Genomic DNA, 15,605 nt, shown 5'->3' with positions numbered 1-15,605 from the left:
TGCGTTACCCCGAGCGGGGTGACGACCAGGCAAAACTGGCCCCGACGCGGCAGGTGCGCCGCGCAGACCGAAGGCGGGAGGCGGTCGCGGCGATGGGAGGTCTCCTGCCGGATCCGATGAGCGTTGCCTCCGGCGTCTGTGCGGCGGGTGCCCTGCTCTCCTCCTGGCAACTGCGCCGCCGCGCCGTACGCGCCGAGGCCGAGATCGAGCACCTCCAGGCCGAGCTGGCCGCCGAACGCCACGCCGCCAGCCACGACCCGCTGACCGGGCTGCCCAACCGCCGCGCCTTCTACCGTCTCGCGGCCGCCCTGCTCACCAACGCCGACGGCCAGCCACTGATCGCCATCGTCCTCGACCTCGACGACTTCAAGCAGATCAACGACCGGTTCGGACACGCCGCCGGCGACCAGGTGCTGATCAGCGTCGCGGAACGGCTGGCCGGGTTCGCGGGCGACAACCTCGTGGCGCGCCTCGGCGGCGACGAGTTCGCGGGGCTGCTCGCCAGCCCGACCGTCGACCGACGCTGGATCGAGCACGCCACCCGACGCCTCAGCGAGACCGTCGCCGCGCCGATCCGGCTGACCGGGTGCAGCGTCCGGGTCACCGCCTCGGTGGGGCTCGCCCCGGTGACCTGCCCGACCCAGCTCACCGACGCGCTCAGCCGCGCCGACGCGGCCATGTACCAGGCGAAGAGCCTCTCCGGCCCGCGGGCGCCGCGACAGCTCGTCGACAGCGCCCGCTTTCTGGACTAGCTCGCGCCGAACCAGCGACGCAACTCCCACACCAGGCTGGCCTGGTCGTCGCCGACCCACGCCACATGGCCGTCCGGACGCAACAGCACACCGGGTACGTCGAGCCCGTCTCCGACGTCGACGACGTGGTCGACCCGGTCCGCCCACCCGACGGCCGAGAGGCGACCCGTCGCGTCGAGCAGCAGCCCACGTCCGGCGCGCATCAGTTCGTAGAGACGCCCCCGGGTCAACCGGACGTCCCGCAGGTGTCGACCGAGCAACTCGTGACCCGCGCCGAAGTCGTAGCGGACCCCGATCGCGGTGACCTTCTCGATCAGGTACCGGTTCACCTCCTCGAAGTCCATCAGCTCCGCCAACAGGTGACGTACCGCCTGCGGCCCCGGGTCCGGTGACAGCAGGAACATCTGCGCACGGGTGTTGACGAGGACGTCGGCGGCCACCGGGTGCCGCTCGGCGTGGTAGCTGTCCAGCAGCCCGTCGGGCGCCCAGCCGGCGACCTCGGCGGCCAGTTTCCAACCGAGGTTGACCGCGTCCTGGATGCCGAGGTTGAGGCCCTGCCCGCCGGTCGGTGGGTGGATGTGCGCGGCGTCGCCGGCCAGCAGCACCCGGCCGATCCGGTAACGGTCGGCCAACCGGGTGGCGTCGCCGAAGCGGGACAGCCAGCGCGGCGAGTGCACGCCGAAGTCGGTGCCCGCGTACGCCCGCAGTTGTTGTTGGAACTCCTCGATGGTCGGCGGGACGTCGCGGTCCTCGGCCACTCCCTCGGCGGGCACGAGGACCCGGTACACGCCGTCGCCGAGTGGCCCGAGGCCGAAGCGGAGGTGGGTCCGGCGCACCTCGGCGACCACGTCCGCCACCGTCTGCGGGGGTACGCCCACCTCCATCTCGCCGAGCAGCGAGTCGACCCGGCTGGGTTCACCGGGGAAGCCGACGCCGAGCAGCCGACGGACGGTGCTCCGACCGCCGTCGCAGCCGACGACGAAGCGCGACCGCAATCGCGTCCCGTCGGCCAGCTCCACCGTCACCCCGTCGTCGTCCTGGTGCAACCCGACCACCGCGCTGCCGCGCCGGACCTCGACGCCGACCTCGACGGCGTGCTCTTCGAGCAGCCGGTCCGTGGTGGTCTGCGGGATGCCCAGGACGTACGCGTGGGCACTGTCGAGGCCGCTCGGCGGCGGCTTGGGGATCGCCGCGAAGTAGCCGCCGAGCGGATGCCGCGTGCCCACGGCGAGGAAACGCTCCAGCAGGCCGCGCTGGTCCATGATCTCGATACTGCGCGCGTGCAGACCGAGTGAACGGACGAAGCGGGTCGGCTCGGCATCCCTCTCCAGCACCACGACGCGTACGTCGTGCAGCCGCAACTCACTGGCGAGCATCAGACCGGTCGGTCCGCCGCCGGCAATGATGACATCGATCACGATTCCCCCGATTTTCCCAGGTTTGGGCTTCGGGTGACGATTCTGCGGCACGACGGGGGTCTTGCCGCAAGACCCCGGGTGCGATATACGTTAGAGGTGGCAGGGAGACGGATCTCCCTGCCGTTTCGCGTTTCCGGGCCGCTCAGCGACGCCCGTCGAGGTCACGCAGTGCGATGTCGGCGAGGGTGATCAGGCCGACCGGCGACACGAGCCCACGAACGATGCGGGCGGCCCGCGCGCGATCGTCGGGGCTGCCGGAGGGGTCCAACGCCTGGCGGGTCCAGTCGCTGAGGTCGTCGAGCGCGCGTACCGCGAGGAACCAGGCCAGCCGCACGGCGTCGATGTCGACCGTGCCGTACCCGGCGAGCGCGGCCTTCTCCTGTTCGGCAGTGATCGGCGCGAACGCGAGCACCCCGCCCACCACGAACATCAGGTCACACTCGCGCGGGGCGAGCACGGCGTCGTCCCAGTCGATCAACCAGACCTGGCCGTCCGGGCCGAGCAGCAGGTTGCCCAGGTGGGGATCACCGTGGCAGACCACCGCCGGCCCCGACCGGTCGGCGGCGAGTCGCTCGACCCCACCGAGCAGCGTGGACACCCGGTCGCCGTGCGCCGCCCAGGTCGCGACCAGTTCGGCGACCAGCGGATCGCCGTGGTCGGCCCGGTCGCGCAGCCGTCCGGCCACGTCGCGGGTGGCGGCCACGATCGAGGGGTACGCGTCACCGCCGCCCGGTAGCAGCCGTTCCAGCTCGTCGGTCACCGGCACCGCGTGCACGGCGGCCAGCAGTTCCCCGTAGGCACGCCAGTGCGCCTCGGTCATCGGGCCGTCCAGCGCCCGCCAGTCGGAGGCCCACGGCACGACGGAGAGGCGGTAGCCGTCCCGCTCGGCGAACAGCAGTCCGTCGCGGGTGCGCACCGGCGCCGCGATACCGGGCACGCCCCGCTCGGCCAGGTACGCGCTAACGATCAGGCCGGCCGGCGTACCGCCTCCGCTGAGCTTGACGGCATACCGAGCGCCGTCGCCCGTCGCACCCCGCCACAGCCGAGCCCGCAGATCAGCCCCGTACGGAACCTCGTCCACCTCGGACAACTCCAGCGCGAACTCGTCCCGAACCCACCCCACCACGTCCACCAACCCCACCCCACCCCCGCCAACTGGCGGTGATCAAGAAGTTCGCGTCACTGTCGGCCCGGATTCTGACGCAAACCTCTTGATCACGCGTGCCGGGTGGGGGCGTGGGCGGGGATGATTCGGGTACGCGCAGGGGTGGCCCAGTTCGTCGACGAGAGGAACCCCTCGTGCCGAGTATTCGTGCGCTCGTGCTCAACTGCACCCTCAAGCCGTCGCCCGCCCCCTCCAGCTCCGAGCAGCTGGGCCGGGAGGTGCTGGCCGAACTGGCCCGGCAGGGCGTGGACGGCGACATCGTCCGGGTGGTCGACCACAACGTGCGCTTCGGGGTGTCGACCGACGAGGGCGACGGCGACGGTTGGCCCGCCATCCGCGCCAAGCTGCTCGCCGCCCAGATCCTGATCATCGCCACCCCGATCTGGCTCGGCCAGCCCGCGAGCGTCACCAAGATGGTCCTCGAACGCCTCGACGCCGAGCTGTCCGAGACCGACGACGAGGGACGACTGCTCACCTACGGCAAGGTGGCCGGCGTCGCGGTCGTCGGCAACGAGGACGGCGCGCACCACACCATCGCCGAGGTGCAGGGGGCGCTCAACGAGGTGGGCTTCACCGTCGCCGCCGCCGGCGCGACCTACTGGGTCGGCGAGGCGCTGCACACGGTGGACTACCGCGACGCCGGCCCCAAGCCGGACACCACCGGCCGCACCACCAAGGCCCTCGCGCTCAACAGCGCCCACCTGGCGCGGCTGCTCGCCGAGCAGCCGTACCCGCCGCCGGAGGCGCAGGGCGCCGCGGTCGGTCCGAGCCGCGAGCCGGCCTGACGGTCCGTCCGGCCGTCGGCTGCCGAGGGGGTACGGTCAGCGCCAGCCGTAGCCGGCGCGCAGCGCCTGCCCGACCCGGTCGAACCGGGACCGATCCAGCACGGCGCCCTCACGGCGAATGCTGTCCTCGCGCATGGTGAGCACCCGGTCCAGCCGGACCCAGCTCGGCCGCTTGTCCCGGTCCCACTCGCCGGGGCCGAGCGCGAACCAGTGCCGTTGCCCGTCGCGCTCGCTCTGGCTGGACAGCATCAGCCCGAACAGCGTCCGGCTGTGTCGCCCGACCACCAGCACGGGCCGGTCCTTGCCCTGGCGGGGGTCGTCCTCGTACGGCACCCAGGTCCACACGATCTCACCCGGGTCGGCCTGGCCGTCGACCTCCGGCGCATAGCTCAGCTCGCGCCGCTGCAACGCGTTCACCTGGCGAGGGCGGGCCACCCGCGCCGGAGCGGGCCCGGTGCGTCGGGGCGACGGAATGACCGCGCCCACCCGGGAGATGCGTTGCGCCACGTTCCTCAACAGACCAGCCACGGCGGGCAGCCTACCGGCCCCCGGGCGGACCCCCCGAGCCGGAGCGCTGCGGCAGACTGGGCCGATGGACGAGGTGCCGGACGACCTGCCGATCCTCCAACGACGCGCGGTGCGTGTGGTCGTCACCGACGACTCCGACCGGGTGCTGCTGTTCCACACCCGCGACCCGGACCACCCCCGGCTGGGCACCTGGTGGGAGCTGCCCGGCGGCGGCATGGACCCGGGCGAGACGTACCGCGAGACCGCCGTGCGGGAGCTGCGCGAGGAGACCGGCATCATCGTCACCGCCGACCAGATGGGCGCGCCGACCTGGCGGCGACGGGCCAGCTTCCTGCACCGCCAGCTGCGGCACGTCCAGGACGAGGTGGTCGTCGCCGTACGACTGGCCGGTCCCGGCCCGGACGTGGACGAGACGGACCGGCTCGACTACGAGCGGGAGGACTACTTCGGCTTCCGCTGGTGGCCGCTGGCCGACGTGGTGGCCAGCGGCGAACGCTTCTACCCCGGTCAGCTGCCCCGGCTGATCGTGCCCTTCCTGGCCGGCGAGCGGATCGACGAGCCGTTCGAGCTGTGGTCGTGACCGGGCCGGTGCGGATGCCGTAGCGGGCCGCGCCGGGCAGAGTGGAGGCATGACGACCGACCTGCACGGCCCGCTGTCCGCGTACGCCGAAAGGCTGCACGCCACCATCGGCGATCGGCACCACGTCGCCTCCCCGCTCGGCGCCTGGCTGCTGCTGGCCCTCAGCGCCGCCACGACCGAAGCCGACCGGGCGACCGGCTCGGACACCGCCGCCCCCGACGCGACGGCCGGTCCGGACGCGACGGCTGCGGCCCTGGTGGCGGCGCTCGGCACCGACCTGGTGAGCGCGGCGGAGGTGGCCCGCACGCTGCTGGACGCGCCGCATCCGCTGGTCGCGTCCGCCACGGCGTTGTGGCTCCGAGCGGGTCGAGGAGTCGACGAGCCGGCCGGATGGCGGGCCACGTTGCCCGCGACGACCGAGGTCGGCGCGCTCCCCGACCAGGCCGGCCTGGACGCCTGGGCGCGCGAGCACACCGACGGCCTGATCGAGACGTTCCCCCTGAAGGTCAGCCAGGACGTGGTGTTCGCGCTGGCCAGCGCGCTGGCCACCCGGATCTCCTGGGCCGAGCCGTTCGACGTCACCGATGCCCGCGCGCTCGGCCCCGACAGCGCGTGGAGGGACGACCTGCGACAGGTGCTGCGCAGCCCGAGCCACGGGCACCGGGGCGCCATCGTCGCGACCGAGCGGGCCGGGGACGTGATCGTGCACGCCGCCCGCGCCCAGCCGAGCGAGGGCGCGGGGCTGGTGGTCCTCTCGGTGGCCGCCGCGCCGCACGTCCCGGCCGCCGACGTGCTCGCCGCAGCGTACCGGCTCAGCGTCGGCGCTGCCGACGGCGCGCAACCGGCGGGTCGGCGCTCACTGTTCGACCTGCCGCTCGGCGAGACGCCCCTCTGGACGCTGCGCGAGGAGCGGGTACGCACCCACGCCCGCGACGGCCGCGAGGAGCGGCACCAGGCGGTGCTCCCCTGCTGGTCGGCGCGGAACGAGCACGATCTCACCGCCGAGACGCTGGGCTTCGAGGCCGCCACCGTGACACTGGCCCGGGCACTCGACCAACCGGTCCAGGGTTTCGAGGCGCGACAGGTGGCGATGGCCCGGTACGGCCGGTACGGGTTCGAGGCGGCGGCGGTGACCGGGATGTTCGGCACGGTCAGCCTGCCCCCGGAGGGGGTCGCCCGGACCGCCGAGCTGCGCTTCGGCCACCCGTACGCCGTGGTGGCCGTCGCCACCGACAGCAGGGCCGACGGGACCACCGGGCCGTGGCACGGGGTGCCGGTCTGCTCCGCGTGGGTCGCCGAGCCGACGGACGTGGACGGGATCGACACCGGGCGCTGACGGATGCCGGCAGTCCAGCCGGCCGACACCCGTCAGCGCCCGGTCACTCAGTTGTTGGGGTCGAAGTCGCAACTATCGTCGTAGGGATCCCCATATCCGCCGTTGCGCAAATTGGCGGTTATCTCGAAGTAGTTGCCCTCCCACGGATTGTGGTAGTGCAGTTTGGAGTACCCTACCGCCGCGCCGTAATCCTTGAGGAAGAAGGCGGGCGCCCCGATCTTGTAGGTGGTCCACTGCTGAGCGTGGAACGCCTCGTGGCGCATGAGGTCCGGTCCACTGCTCTCGGCCACCGCCCGACCGTACTTGTCCTGGAGGCATACGCGACTCCTGGCTTCGTATCGAAGCCGCTCCTTGAACCTGTCGCGCCCCTTGAAGAAGAAATAGTCGCCGGTCGTCTGCGGCTGGTCGCCTATCGGCGGCGTTTCGCCGAAGCAGACCTTCTGCCACAGATCCTTGAAGCATGACGATCCATGAGCCGCCGCCCACGTCAATGCCGCAGCGTTACTCTGGTTCCAGGTATTCGCGGAGCGGACCACCGTCGAGGCCGACGGGACCCAGAACGGCACCTCGCTGGCCACCGCGCTGTACGACGAGGCGGACTCGTTGATCGCGACCACCCGGAACTCGTAGACGTCACGGCTGTTGTCGGTGTACCAGGTGAACGCCGTGTCCGTGGTGTTGTAGACGGCCGTCCAGTCCCGCCGCTCCCACTTGTTACGGAGCTGGACCTGGTAGTAGGGCACGCCACAATCGGTCGTGGTGGACCGTGACCACTTCAGGTCCACCCGAGCATCACCAGGGGTGGCATAGAACGACCGCGCCGGCCCTGGGGTCGGAGCCACCGGCTTGGCGCTGACGGTGTTGCTGAGCGGGCTCTCCCCGCTGATGTTGTCGGCCAACATCCGGAACTGGTAGGTGTGCGTGTTGATGAGGATGTCCATCTTGATGGCCGACACGCCGACGATGGGATAGATCCCGCGCGTCCAGTTCTGGCCGGACGTCGCGTCCCGGTACTCGATCCAGTGATAGACGTTCTTCGTGGCACTCGGCGTCCAGCTCAGCGTGACGCTGCCGCAGCCGACCGATGTCACCTTGAGGCCGGAGGGCGCCTGCGGTATGGGCGGCATCGGTCGTACGCTCACCACATTGGACGGGCTGCTCTCACCCGCGACGTTGCTGGCGCGGACGCGGTATTCGTAGACATGCCCGTTGCTCAGGAAGCCCATGGTGATGCTGGTGCCACCCGGGACGGGATACTCGGCCCGTCGCCAACTCTGTCCCGCGGTGACGTCCCGATACTCGATGAGGTAGTAGGCGTTGGGGAACGTGCTCGCGGTCCAACTGAGGGTGGCCTCGCCGTCACCCGCCCTCGCGGTCAGATTCGACGGGGGCGCGGGAAGCGGGGGTAGGGGCTTGGCCGAGACGGTGTTGGACGCCGGGCTTTGTCCGCCCGCATTCGTCGCCGTGACCCTGAAGTCGTACCAGTGCCCGTTCTCCAGGAACTGCATCGTGATCGAGTTGCCGTCGATCGGCAACGGGGTCCGCTGCCACGACTGCCCAGCGGTGGTGTCCCGGGAGTAGACGAAGTACTGGGCGTTGGGGGTCGCGGACCGGGACCAGGACAGGGTGACCTTGCCATCGCCCGCCTGGGCCGAGAGGTTCGACGGCGGCGACGGCAGACTGTAGTAGGCGGTGGCCTGGACCGACGACGACTTCGGCCCCTCGCCGGCAACGTTCATCGCGGCGACCCGGTACTCGTAGACGTGCGCGTGGAGGAGATACTCCATCGTGATCGAGGTCTCGCTGCTGAGGTACTCAAGCCGGGTGAAGGTGCTCTGACCAGCGGTGACGTCTCGCCAGTAGATGGCGGAGTACGCGCCGGCCACCGGCGTGTCCCAGTTCAGTTCGATCTTTCCTTCGCCCATCGCCGCGGCGCGAAGGTTGGTCGGAGCGCCCGGGAGCGCGTACGACGAGGTGGCGCTCGCGGCCGTACTGCTCGGTCCCTCGCCGGCCGCGTTCGTGGCCGCGACCTTGAACTCGTAGCGATGCCCGTGGGTCAGGTACTGGGCGGTCGCCGCGGTGCCCTCGGTGACCGGGTAGGGCCACGCCTTGAACGCGGACTCGCCCGCCGTCACGTCGCGTTGGTAGACGCGGTACCAGACGTTGGTGCTGACCGCCTGCCAGGAGAGCTGGATGGTCCCGTCGGACTTCGCCACGGCGGACAGGCTCGCTGGCGCGGCCGGCAGTGCCGGCGCGGGAGTCACCGCCGCGACGTTGCTCGCCGGTCCCTCACCGGCGCCGTTCGTCGCGGAGACCTTGAACTCGTACTGGTGTCCATTGGCGAGATAGAGCGCCTTCGCGGTGGTGCCTTCGGTCACCGGGTAGGGCCACGGCGTGAAAGCCGCCTCGTCGGCGGTCACGTCGCGTTGGTAGACGCGGTACCACACGTTCGGGCCGGGAGCCTGCCAGCTGAGAGTCGCCTGCCCGTCGCCGCGAGTGGCCGTCAGGGACGTCGGCGCACCGGGTAGGGGGAAAGTGGCGGTCGCGCGGGCGGTGTTGGAATGGGCCGACTCCCCGCCCTGGTTGGTGGCGGCCACCTTGAATTCGTACTCGTGACCGTGCAGCAGGTAGGTGGCTGTCGCGGTGGTCATGTCCACGACCGGCAGCGGCCAGGCCGTGAAGGTGGTCTCCCCCGCGGTGACGTCCCGTTGGTAGACCCGATGCCACACCCTGCCCGGCGGCGCGGTCCAGGAGAGTGCCACGTCCCCGTTCGATCGCGCTGTCGCCACGAGGCCGCTGGGCGCTGCCGGCACCGCGTAGCTGGCGGTGGCCCGAGCCGTCGACGACCACGGCCCCTCCCCGCCGCCGCCGACGGATCGTACGCGGAACTCGTATTCGGCTTGGTGGTCGAGCAGGCTGACGGTGAGGGTGGTGGCGGATCCGTCCGGGTGCGCGAGTGGCAGCCACTCGGTCTTGCCCGCAGTGATGTCCAGGCGTTCGACCTGGTAGTACCAGGCCCGTTCCGCCGGCTGCCAGTTCAGCACGATGTCCCCCGTTGTCTTCGGGGTGGCGGTCAGGCCGGTGGGTGCGGGAGGAGGCTCCACCCGAACCGTCGCCGACGCCGTATTCGAGGCCTGCCCTTCGCCGACCTCGTTCTCGGCGGTGACCTTGTACTCGTAGAGATGCTCGTCTCGCAGCAGGGTGAGGTCGATGCTGGTCGCACCCGTCGAGGCAGGAAGTCGGACCCACTGGATCTGTTCGGCGGTCGTGTCCCGCTGGTAGATCCAGTACTTGAGCCCCTGCCCGGTCGGCCCCTGCCAGGCGACATGGACGCCACCGACCGCGTCCGCGGTCGCGCTGAGGTTGGTGGGCGCCGCCGGCAGCCGCGTCGGGTCCGGCACCGCTCGGGGCCAATCGATTTCGATGAAGCGCGGCCGGTAGATGGAAACGTCGGCGATGGAGTCTTCCGTGTTGAGGGCGTTGACGTTATACGACAGAAGTAGCTTGCCGGGTCGCGCCAGAGCCTGGTGTACGGACGTGTCGTAGACGATGGTGGGAGGGGCATTTCCCGCCTCCGGCGCCCGCGCCAACTCCGTCGGCCCACTGAACGGCCCGGTGGGCGAGTCCGCGAAATAGGCGACAATCACGTTGTTGAAGACCAGATGGGTGTCCACCGTCGTCATGACGTAACGCCCGTCCAGCTTGCTCACCGTGAACGCCGTACCCACTCCACTGACGATTCGCGCCGAGGCGTTTTCGTCCGTGGACCAGGCAGCACCATTCCAAAACTGCCATTGCCCGGCCAATCCGCCGATCGGGACCCGGGCCACGTGAGCGAACTTGAAATCCGCGGTGTGTTCCGATCCGTACACGTAGGTGTATCCGTTGTCGTTCACCACCGACTGCCCCCAGGTGATCCGGGGGCTGTACGGCAGCTCTCGTACCTGGGTGACCGTGAGCGCCGGCAGGCTCAGTGTGACGAGCGCGTTTCCGGTCGGCGCGACGTCCAGGTTCCCCGGGCCGGTGGCCTCGTACCTGTTGACGAGAACCTCGAGGTTGTTGCCGGTGACGACGGCACCCGCGACCCAGCAACCGAGGCCGACGCTGTCGTCGCACATGAGAGACTTGGGAGCGCTCGACGTCCCGCCGTGCAGGGTCGCGGTGAGCGCGGATCCCTCCTGCACCACGAGCGTGTTGTGCACCATCGGAGAATTGACCGGGCGTGACCCGTCAGAATTCACCGAGCCGAGAAACGTGTCGGAGAAGAGCCACGCCAGTCTGCCGTCCGGCAGGAGGACGGAAAATGTCCGGTCACCGCCGGTCCAGTGACTCCCGGCGTTCCCGTACTGGGTGAACATGGCGTTCAACGCTGCGGCCGACATGCCCCCTGTGGGCAAAGCCGCCACTGCTTCCGCACGCGTTGGCATGGCAATTAGTGCGCCAACCGCCAGGGACAGGGCAATGGCGCCATTGACGGTGCGTCGAAGTCCTTGTTGGAACAGGGACAACGCAACCTCCTTTGCTGATGAGGCGTCGTCCCCTTCGGAAGGAGATCGAGGTGGCGCTGAAGCTAGCAGGTCTCGAACCCTTCAGCGACCCCGCTTTATTTAATGATCACGATTGCCCCGAAAGCAGCCATTATTGGCCAGATCGGCGAGGTGACGGACTCCGCACGCGCCGGTACGCCGGTGATGACGTCCTGAAGTCGGTCAGCAGGAAAAGCCCGCCACGCGGTGCCGACGCGGCGGGGCGGGAGGTCACGGACGGCTGTCGGTCACGCCGGATCGGGCGGGCTCGGGTCACGGGACAGTCGGGCCACCATCTCGTGGAACTCCCGGACGGTCACCGCCTCGCGCAGGGTGGCGAAGACGGCGCCCGTGCCGACCCGTGCGGTCGCCGCGTCCACTCCGGCACGCTGGCTCACCCGGCGCAGGAAGTCCACCGGTCCGGCGTCCATCGGCGGCGGCGTGGACGGCCCGACGTCGAGGCCCACACCGGTGTCGAGCCCGTCACCGCCGGTCGTCACGGCCGGGGCCGGGTCGATCGGGGCCGGGTCGGTCGGGTGGGCGTCCGGGGCGAAGTCGTACAGGTAGCCGTCGACCTGGTCGGGGAGGTGCCCGGCGGGGTCGGGCGCGGCACCGGTGACGCGTTCCGCCATCGTGGTGAGCACCGCCCGGGCGACAGCGGCAGCCTGCCCGGTCGGTAGGCCGGAGCGCCGGGACACCGCGTCGATGAACAGCGGAAACCCGTCGCCGCCCGCGCTGTCGGTCACGCCGGGGCGGTTACCCGCGCCCGACCGGGGCAAACAGCCCCGGCGACCGTCAGCGCAGCAGGTCGGCGGCCAGCAGGTGGTCGAAGATGAGCTGGTCGACCGGGGAGGTGCGGTGCCGGTCGACGTACCCGAGCCAGGCCATCTCGGCGATCTCGCTGGCCGGCCGCAACCGTCCCCGGTATCCGGCCTGGTAGCAGGTCATGCGCACGGCGACGCCGGCCGCGTGCCCGTGCGCCTGCGCGGTGAACGTGCCCAGGTGCCGCGCCCCGCGCAGGTCCACCTCGACGCTCAACTCCTCACCGATCTCCCGGCGCAGGGTCTCCAGGTCGCTCTCCCCGGGCTCGCGCTTGCCGCCGGGCAGATACCACACGTCCTTGCCCTGCGACCGGGTGCTCAGCACCCGCCCGTCCTCGATGAGGATCCACGCCACCTTGTCGATCTCGCGCACGCCGCCTCCCGCCCCGGTGAGAGCGGGCACGTTACCAGGCGGAGCCCGCGAGATCAGTCACGTGCGAGCAGGTCGAGCAGGAGCGCGGCGGTCCAACTGAACGCCGGTGAGCCCAACCCGGCGCCGGTGTCGGGGTGGAAGTACTCGTGGCAGCCCGCGCCGGCCACCAGATCGATCATCGAACGGCGTAGACCGGCGGCCAGCTCCAGGCGTCCGTGGGTGGTCAGGCCGCGCCGTACCAGCCAGCCGATGTTCAGCCAGCTCGGGCCGCGCCAGTAGCGCAGCGGTTCGAAGTCCGGCGCGGTGCGGTCGTAGCTGGGCAGCGGCCGATCCATCCGCCGGGCCACCCCGAAGCGCGGCGACGTCGCCTCGGCGACGAGCGCGTCGACCTGCCGGGCAGGCAGTTCGGGCAGGAGCAACGGCGCGAGCCCGAGCACGGTACGCGCGCCGACGAGCCGGCCGGTGCGCAGGTCGCGGGGCTGGAACGTGCCGGTGTGCGGGTCGTACAGCCGTCGTACCAACGCCTCGGTGACACGGTCCGCGCGGACCCGGTGTGGGCCCGGGTCCACGCCGATCAGCCTGGCGATGTCGGCCAGCGCGTGCTCGGCCGAGCCGAACGCGGCGTTGAACAGCGGGCACTCCACCAGGAACGGATGATCGTCGGCCAGGTCGCGGTCGGCGTAGCCGTGGTCGCGGTAGGCCGCGACGATCGCCAGGTAGCGCGCGTAGTCCAGGTCCGTGGGGCGGTGCGCGGCGTCGGCGTGCGTGGTGTCGTGCCGACGGTACGCGCGCATGACGGCCGCCTCGGCGTCGACCGCGGCCATCGGCTCGTCCCAGGCGGGGCTGTTGTCCAGACCGGACTCCCACGGGTGGACGACGCACACCAGCCCGTCGCCGGCCACATCGCGCCGCTCGGCCAGATAGCGCTGCTGGGCGACCAGCGCCGGGTAGAGCCGGCGCAGCGCGGCCAGGCCGCTCTGGTCGGGCGCGCGCCGATAGGCCAACAGCGCGGCGAGCGCGTGCACCGGCGGCTGGACCAGGCCGGAGGTGTCCACGCCGGGGGTACCCGGCACATCGGCCGAGCGCCACAGCTCCGGGCCGGGGAAGTACGCGCCGACCCGCAGCGCCGGGTTGAACACGATGTGCGGCACCCGTCCGTCGGCCCACTGCGCCCGGAACAGACTCGCCAGCTCCCGCCAGGCCCGCCCGGGCCGGACGTGGGCCAGCCCGATCGCGATGAACGCCGAGTCCCAGCTCCACTGGTGCGGGTACAGCGTGCGCGAGGGCACCGTGTGGTCGTGCTCCCAGTTCGCGTCGAGGGTGGCGATGGCCAGCCGGCTCAGCCCGGCCGGCTCGGCCGTACCACCGATGCGGGCCGGTACGGCGTCGGCGGTCATGCGGCGGCCCGGCGGGGCAGCGCGTGCCGCAGCACGGTGACGGCCGCACCGAGGGCGCGGACGGGATCGCCGCGTAGCCGGCACTCCAGGGCCAGCCAGCCCCGGTAGTCCAGCTCCAGCAGGGTCCGTACGAGCCCGGTCCAGTCGAGGTGCCCGGCGCCGGGCTGGTACCGGTTGGAGTCGCTGACCTGCACGTGTCCGAGGTAGGGCGCGGCGGCGCGCAGCGCCCGGTGCAGGTCGTCCTCCTCGATGTTCATGTGGAAGGTGTCGGCGACCACCCGGACCGAGGGCAGCCCGAGCGCGGCGCAGAGGGCGACCGCCTCGTCGAGGCGGTTGACCATGTGATCCTCGTACCGGTTGAGGGGTTCGAGGAACAGGGCGACCCCCTCGGCCCGGGCGTGTTCGCCCAACTCGCCGAGGGTGTCCAGGAGCACCTGCCGGTCGCCGGCCGGCGGGCGTGGCGGCTCGAACGGCGGCAGGCGCCGGGAGAACATCCCCCACGCGGCGGGGGTCAGCACCCCGATGCCGCCCAGTTCGGCGATGACCGAGAGTTGGGAGCGCAGGTTGGCCACGGCGTCGGCGGACCGGTCGGGGTCGAAGTCGCCGATAAAGTGGGTCATCTCGACGCAGACGGTGGGCATCACCACGCCGGCGGCGCGGGCCCGGCGCAGCTCGGGCAGGCGGCGGGCGAACGCGAGGTCACCGCGACCGCGCAGCTCGATGCCCTGGTAGCCGAGCGCGGTGGCGAGGGCGTACTTCTGGATCAGGTCGGTGCCCGGCAGGAGTTGTTCCTGGCAGGCGAGCGCGATGGTGGTCATCTAGAACCTCAGCACCACTTGGAGGACGTCACCGGCGCCGCGGTCGAGCAGCGCGAGGGCGTCGGCGACCGCGCTGGCGTCGACGATGTGGCTGACCAGCGGCAGCGGGTCGACGCTGCGGTCGGCCACCAGCTCCATGAAGGTCTGCGCCACCCGGTCACCGGTCCACCGGCCGGCCATGCCGGGCGCGGGGGTGGGCCCGGAGACCTGGGCGGCCACCAACTGGATGCGGTTGTGGTGGAACTCCTCGCCGAGGCCGAGCCCGTCGGCCTGGCCCTGGTAGAAGCCGGCGGCCACGACCCGGCCGGCGTGTGCGGTGGAGCGGATCGCCTCGTGCAGCGCCGGGTACGCCCCGGACAGCTCCAGGCAGACGTCCGCGCCCCGACCGCCGGTGGCCTCGCGCAGCACGCGGGCGGCGGACTGGACCTCGGCGTCCACCGTGGACCGCGCGCCGTAGCTGGTGGCGTGGGACAGCCGGCCGGGCACCCGGTCGACGGCCACCACGCGGGCGCCGGAGAGGGCCGCGAGGCGGGTGGCGAGCAGCCCGATGACGCCCTGCCCGAAGACACCGACCCAGTCCCCCAGGTGCAGGTCGCCGGCGAGCACGGCGGTCAGCGCGATGGCGCCGGGCCGGGCGAAGACCGCGGCGAGCGGGTCCAGCCCGACGGGCAGGGGACGGACGGCGTCGGCGGGGAGCACGGCCTCGGCGCGGTGCCCCCAGATGCCCCACACGAGCTGGCCCGGATGCCGGTCGGTGACCTCCGCGGCCACCTCGACGACCTCGCCGACCTCCTCGTAACCGAAGCCGACCAACGGGTACGGCACGGGGGCCTGGCGGGGGACGAACATCCGGGCGGTGTCGTCCCAGTCCTTGCGGAGCCGGGGATTGCTGCCCCGGTAGAGCGTCAGCTCGGTGCCGGCGGAGATGCCCGAGTAGCAGGTGCGGACCCGGACCTGGCCGGGACCGAGCGGATCTGGCGGGCAGGGCTCGAGACTGATCTGTCGAGGCCCGGCGAGGGAGACCACCCAGTTGCCCATGTGTCACATCCCGGTAGCACTGGGCTCCAGGATAGCCAAAAAATAGCCATATGTCTTGCTATTGATCA

At 71.4% G+C, this 15,605-nt stretch carries 13 protein-coding genes; 4 read left to right on the top strand and 9 right to left on the bottom strand.

Translation table 11 applies throughout. The features are described 5' to 3' along the window. Nucleotides 1-104: 104 nt before the first annotated feature. Nucleotides 105-752: a GGDEF domain-containing protein gene (locus ACN269_RS01425; protein ID WP_421476158.1), complete on the top strand. Its 648-nt coding sequence runs from the start codon at nucleotides 105-107 to the stop codon at nucleotides 750-752. Here the strand turns inward: ACN269_RS01425 and rox are convergent. After that, the gene (rox, locus tag ACN269_RS01420) at nucleotides 749-2,170 is read right to left on the bottom strand and encodes a rifampin monooxygenase (protein ID WP_421470603.1); all 1,422 of its coding nucleotides are present in this window, start codon (nucleotides 2,168-2,170) and stop codon (nucleotides 749-751) included. The two genes, ACN269_RS01425 and rox, sit on opposite strands and share 4 nt — an antisense overlap. A 142-nt stretch (nucleotides 2,171-2,312) precedes the next feature. Beyond that, a complete protein-coding gene (locus tag ACN269_RS01415) occupies nucleotides 2,313-3,302 on the bottom strand; it encodes a phosphotransferase enzyme family protein (RefSeq protein WP_421470602.1) in 990 nt (329 codons plus the stop codon). 167 nt (nucleotides 3,303-3,469) lie between these two features. Between ACN269_RS01415 and ACN269_RS01410 the strand changes: the two genes are divergently transcribed. Continuing rightward, a complete protein-coding gene (locus tag ACN269_RS01410) occupies nucleotides 3,470-4,120 on the top strand; it encodes a flavodoxin family protein (RefSeq protein WP_421470601.1) in 651 nt (216 codons plus the stop codon). A 36-nt stretch (nucleotides 4,121-4,156) separates the two neighbouring features. On the opposite strand, the gene ACN269_RS01405 is transcribed toward ACN269_RS01410, so the two are convergent. Then, on the bottom strand, nucleotides 4,157-4,648 hold the full coding sequence (locus ACN269_RS01405; protein ID WP_421470600.1) for a type II toxin-antitoxin system PemK/MazF family toxin: 492 nt from the start codon (nucleotides 4,646-4,648) through the stop codon (nucleotides 4,157-4,159). A 64-nt stretch (nucleotides 4,649-4,712) separates the two neighbouring features. On the opposite strand from ACN269_RS01405, the gene ACN269_RS01400 reads away from it, so the two are divergent. Together ACN269_RS01400 and ACN269_RS01395 are read left to right on the top strand one after the other, a co-directional pair. Next, the gene (locus ACN269_RS01400) at nucleotides 4,713-5,228 is read left to right on the top strand and encodes an NUDIX hydrolase (RefSeq protein ID WP_421470599.1); all 516 of its coding nucleotides are present in this window, start codon (nucleotides 4,713-4,715) and stop codon (nucleotides 5,226-5,228) included. Nucleotides 5,229-5,277: 49 nt separating this feature from the next. Next, nucleotides 5,278-6,564 (top strand): hypothetical protein, encoded by a 1,287-nt coding sequence (locus tag ACN269_RS01395; RefSeq protein ID WP_421470598.1) that lies wholly within the window; start codon nucleotides 5,278-5,280, stop codon nucleotides 6,562-6,564. A gap of 47 nt (nucleotides 6,565-6,611) precedes the next feature. On the opposite strand, the gene ACN269_RS01390 is transcribed toward ACN269_RS01395, so the two are convergent. From ACN269_RS01390 to ACN269_RS01365, 6 genes are all read right to left on the bottom strand, one after another. Next, a complete protein-coding gene (locus ACN269_RS01390; protein ID WP_421470597.1) occupies nucleotides 6,612-11,072 on the bottom strand; it encodes a fibronectin type III domain-containing protein in 4,461 nt (1,486 codons plus the stop codon). A 266-nt stretch (nucleotides 11,073-11,338) separates the two neighbouring features. Beyond that, nucleotides 11,339-11,836: a DUF2267 domain-containing protein gene (locus tag ACN269_RS01385; RefSeq protein WP_421470596.1), complete on the bottom strand. Its 498-nt coding sequence runs from the start codon at nucleotides 11,834-11,836 to the stop codon at nucleotides 11,339-11,341. A 49-nt stretch (nucleotides 11,837-11,885) separates the two neighbouring features. Then, a complete protein-coding gene (locus tag ACN269_RS01380) occupies nucleotides 11,886-12,284 on the bottom strand; it encodes an NUDIX hydrolase (protein ID WP_421470595.1) in 399 nt (132 codons plus the stop codon). Between the two features lie 53 nt (nucleotides 12,285-12,337). Beyond that, nucleotides 12,338-13,681 carry an MGH1-like glycoside hydrolase domain-containing protein gene (locus tag ACN269_RS01375; RefSeq protein ID WP_421470594.1) on the bottom strand — a complete coding sequence of 448 codons (1,344 nt, stop codon included), beginning with the start codon at nucleotides 13,679-13,681 and terminating at the stop codon, nucleotides 12,338-12,340. Continuing rightward, nucleotides 13,678-14,499: a TIM barrel protein gene (locus tag ACN269_RS01370; RefSeq protein ID WP_421470593.1), complete on the bottom strand. Its 822-nt coding sequence runs from the start codon at nucleotides 14,497-14,499 to the stop codon at nucleotides 13,678-13,680. Before ACN269_RS01370 ends, ACN269_RS01375 begins: the two co-directional genes overlap by 4 nt. Next, nucleotides 14,500-15,537, bottom strand: a complete 1,038-nt coding sequence (locus tag ACN269_RS01365) for a zinc-dependent alcohol dehydrogenase (RefSeq protein ID WP_421470592.1) — start codon at nucleotides 15,535-15,537, stop codon at nucleotides 14,500-14,502. Between the last annotated feature and the right edge of the window lie 68 nt (nucleotides 15,538-15,605).

Origin of the sequence: Micromonospora sp. WMMD736, assembly GCF_049179015.1 — a bacterium.
Classification (GTDB): domain Bacteria; phylum Actinomycetota; class Actinomycetes; order Mycobacteriales; family Micromonosporaceae; genus Micromonospora.
The sequence above is the reverse complement of the archived record's forward strand: the minus strand, read 5'-3'. Positions and strand labels throughout refer to the sequence as shown.

Excerpts from the sequence above, each read along its gene's own strand:
- ACN269_RS01400 (WP_421470599.1), top strand. The coding sequence starts at position 4,713 with ATGGACGAGGTGCCGGACGACCTGCCGATCCTCCAACGACGCGCGGTG.
- ACN269_RS01395 (WP_421470598.1), top strand. The coding sequence starts at position 5,278 with ATGACGACCGACCTGCACGGCCCGCTGTCCGCGTACGCCGAAAGGCTG.
- ACN269_RS01375 (WP_421470594.1), bottom strand. The coding sequence starts at position 13,681 with ATGACCGCCGACGCCGTACCGGCCCGCATCGGTGGTACGGCCGAGCCG.
- ACN269_RS01370 (WP_421470593.1), bottom strand. The coding sequence starts at position 14,499 with ATGACCACCATCGCGCTCGCCTGCCAGGAACAACTCCTGCCGGGCACC.
- ACN269_RS01365 (WP_421470592.1), bottom strand. The coding sequence starts at position 15,537 with ATGGGCAACTGGGTGGTCTCCCTCGCCGGGCCTCGACAGATCAGTCTC.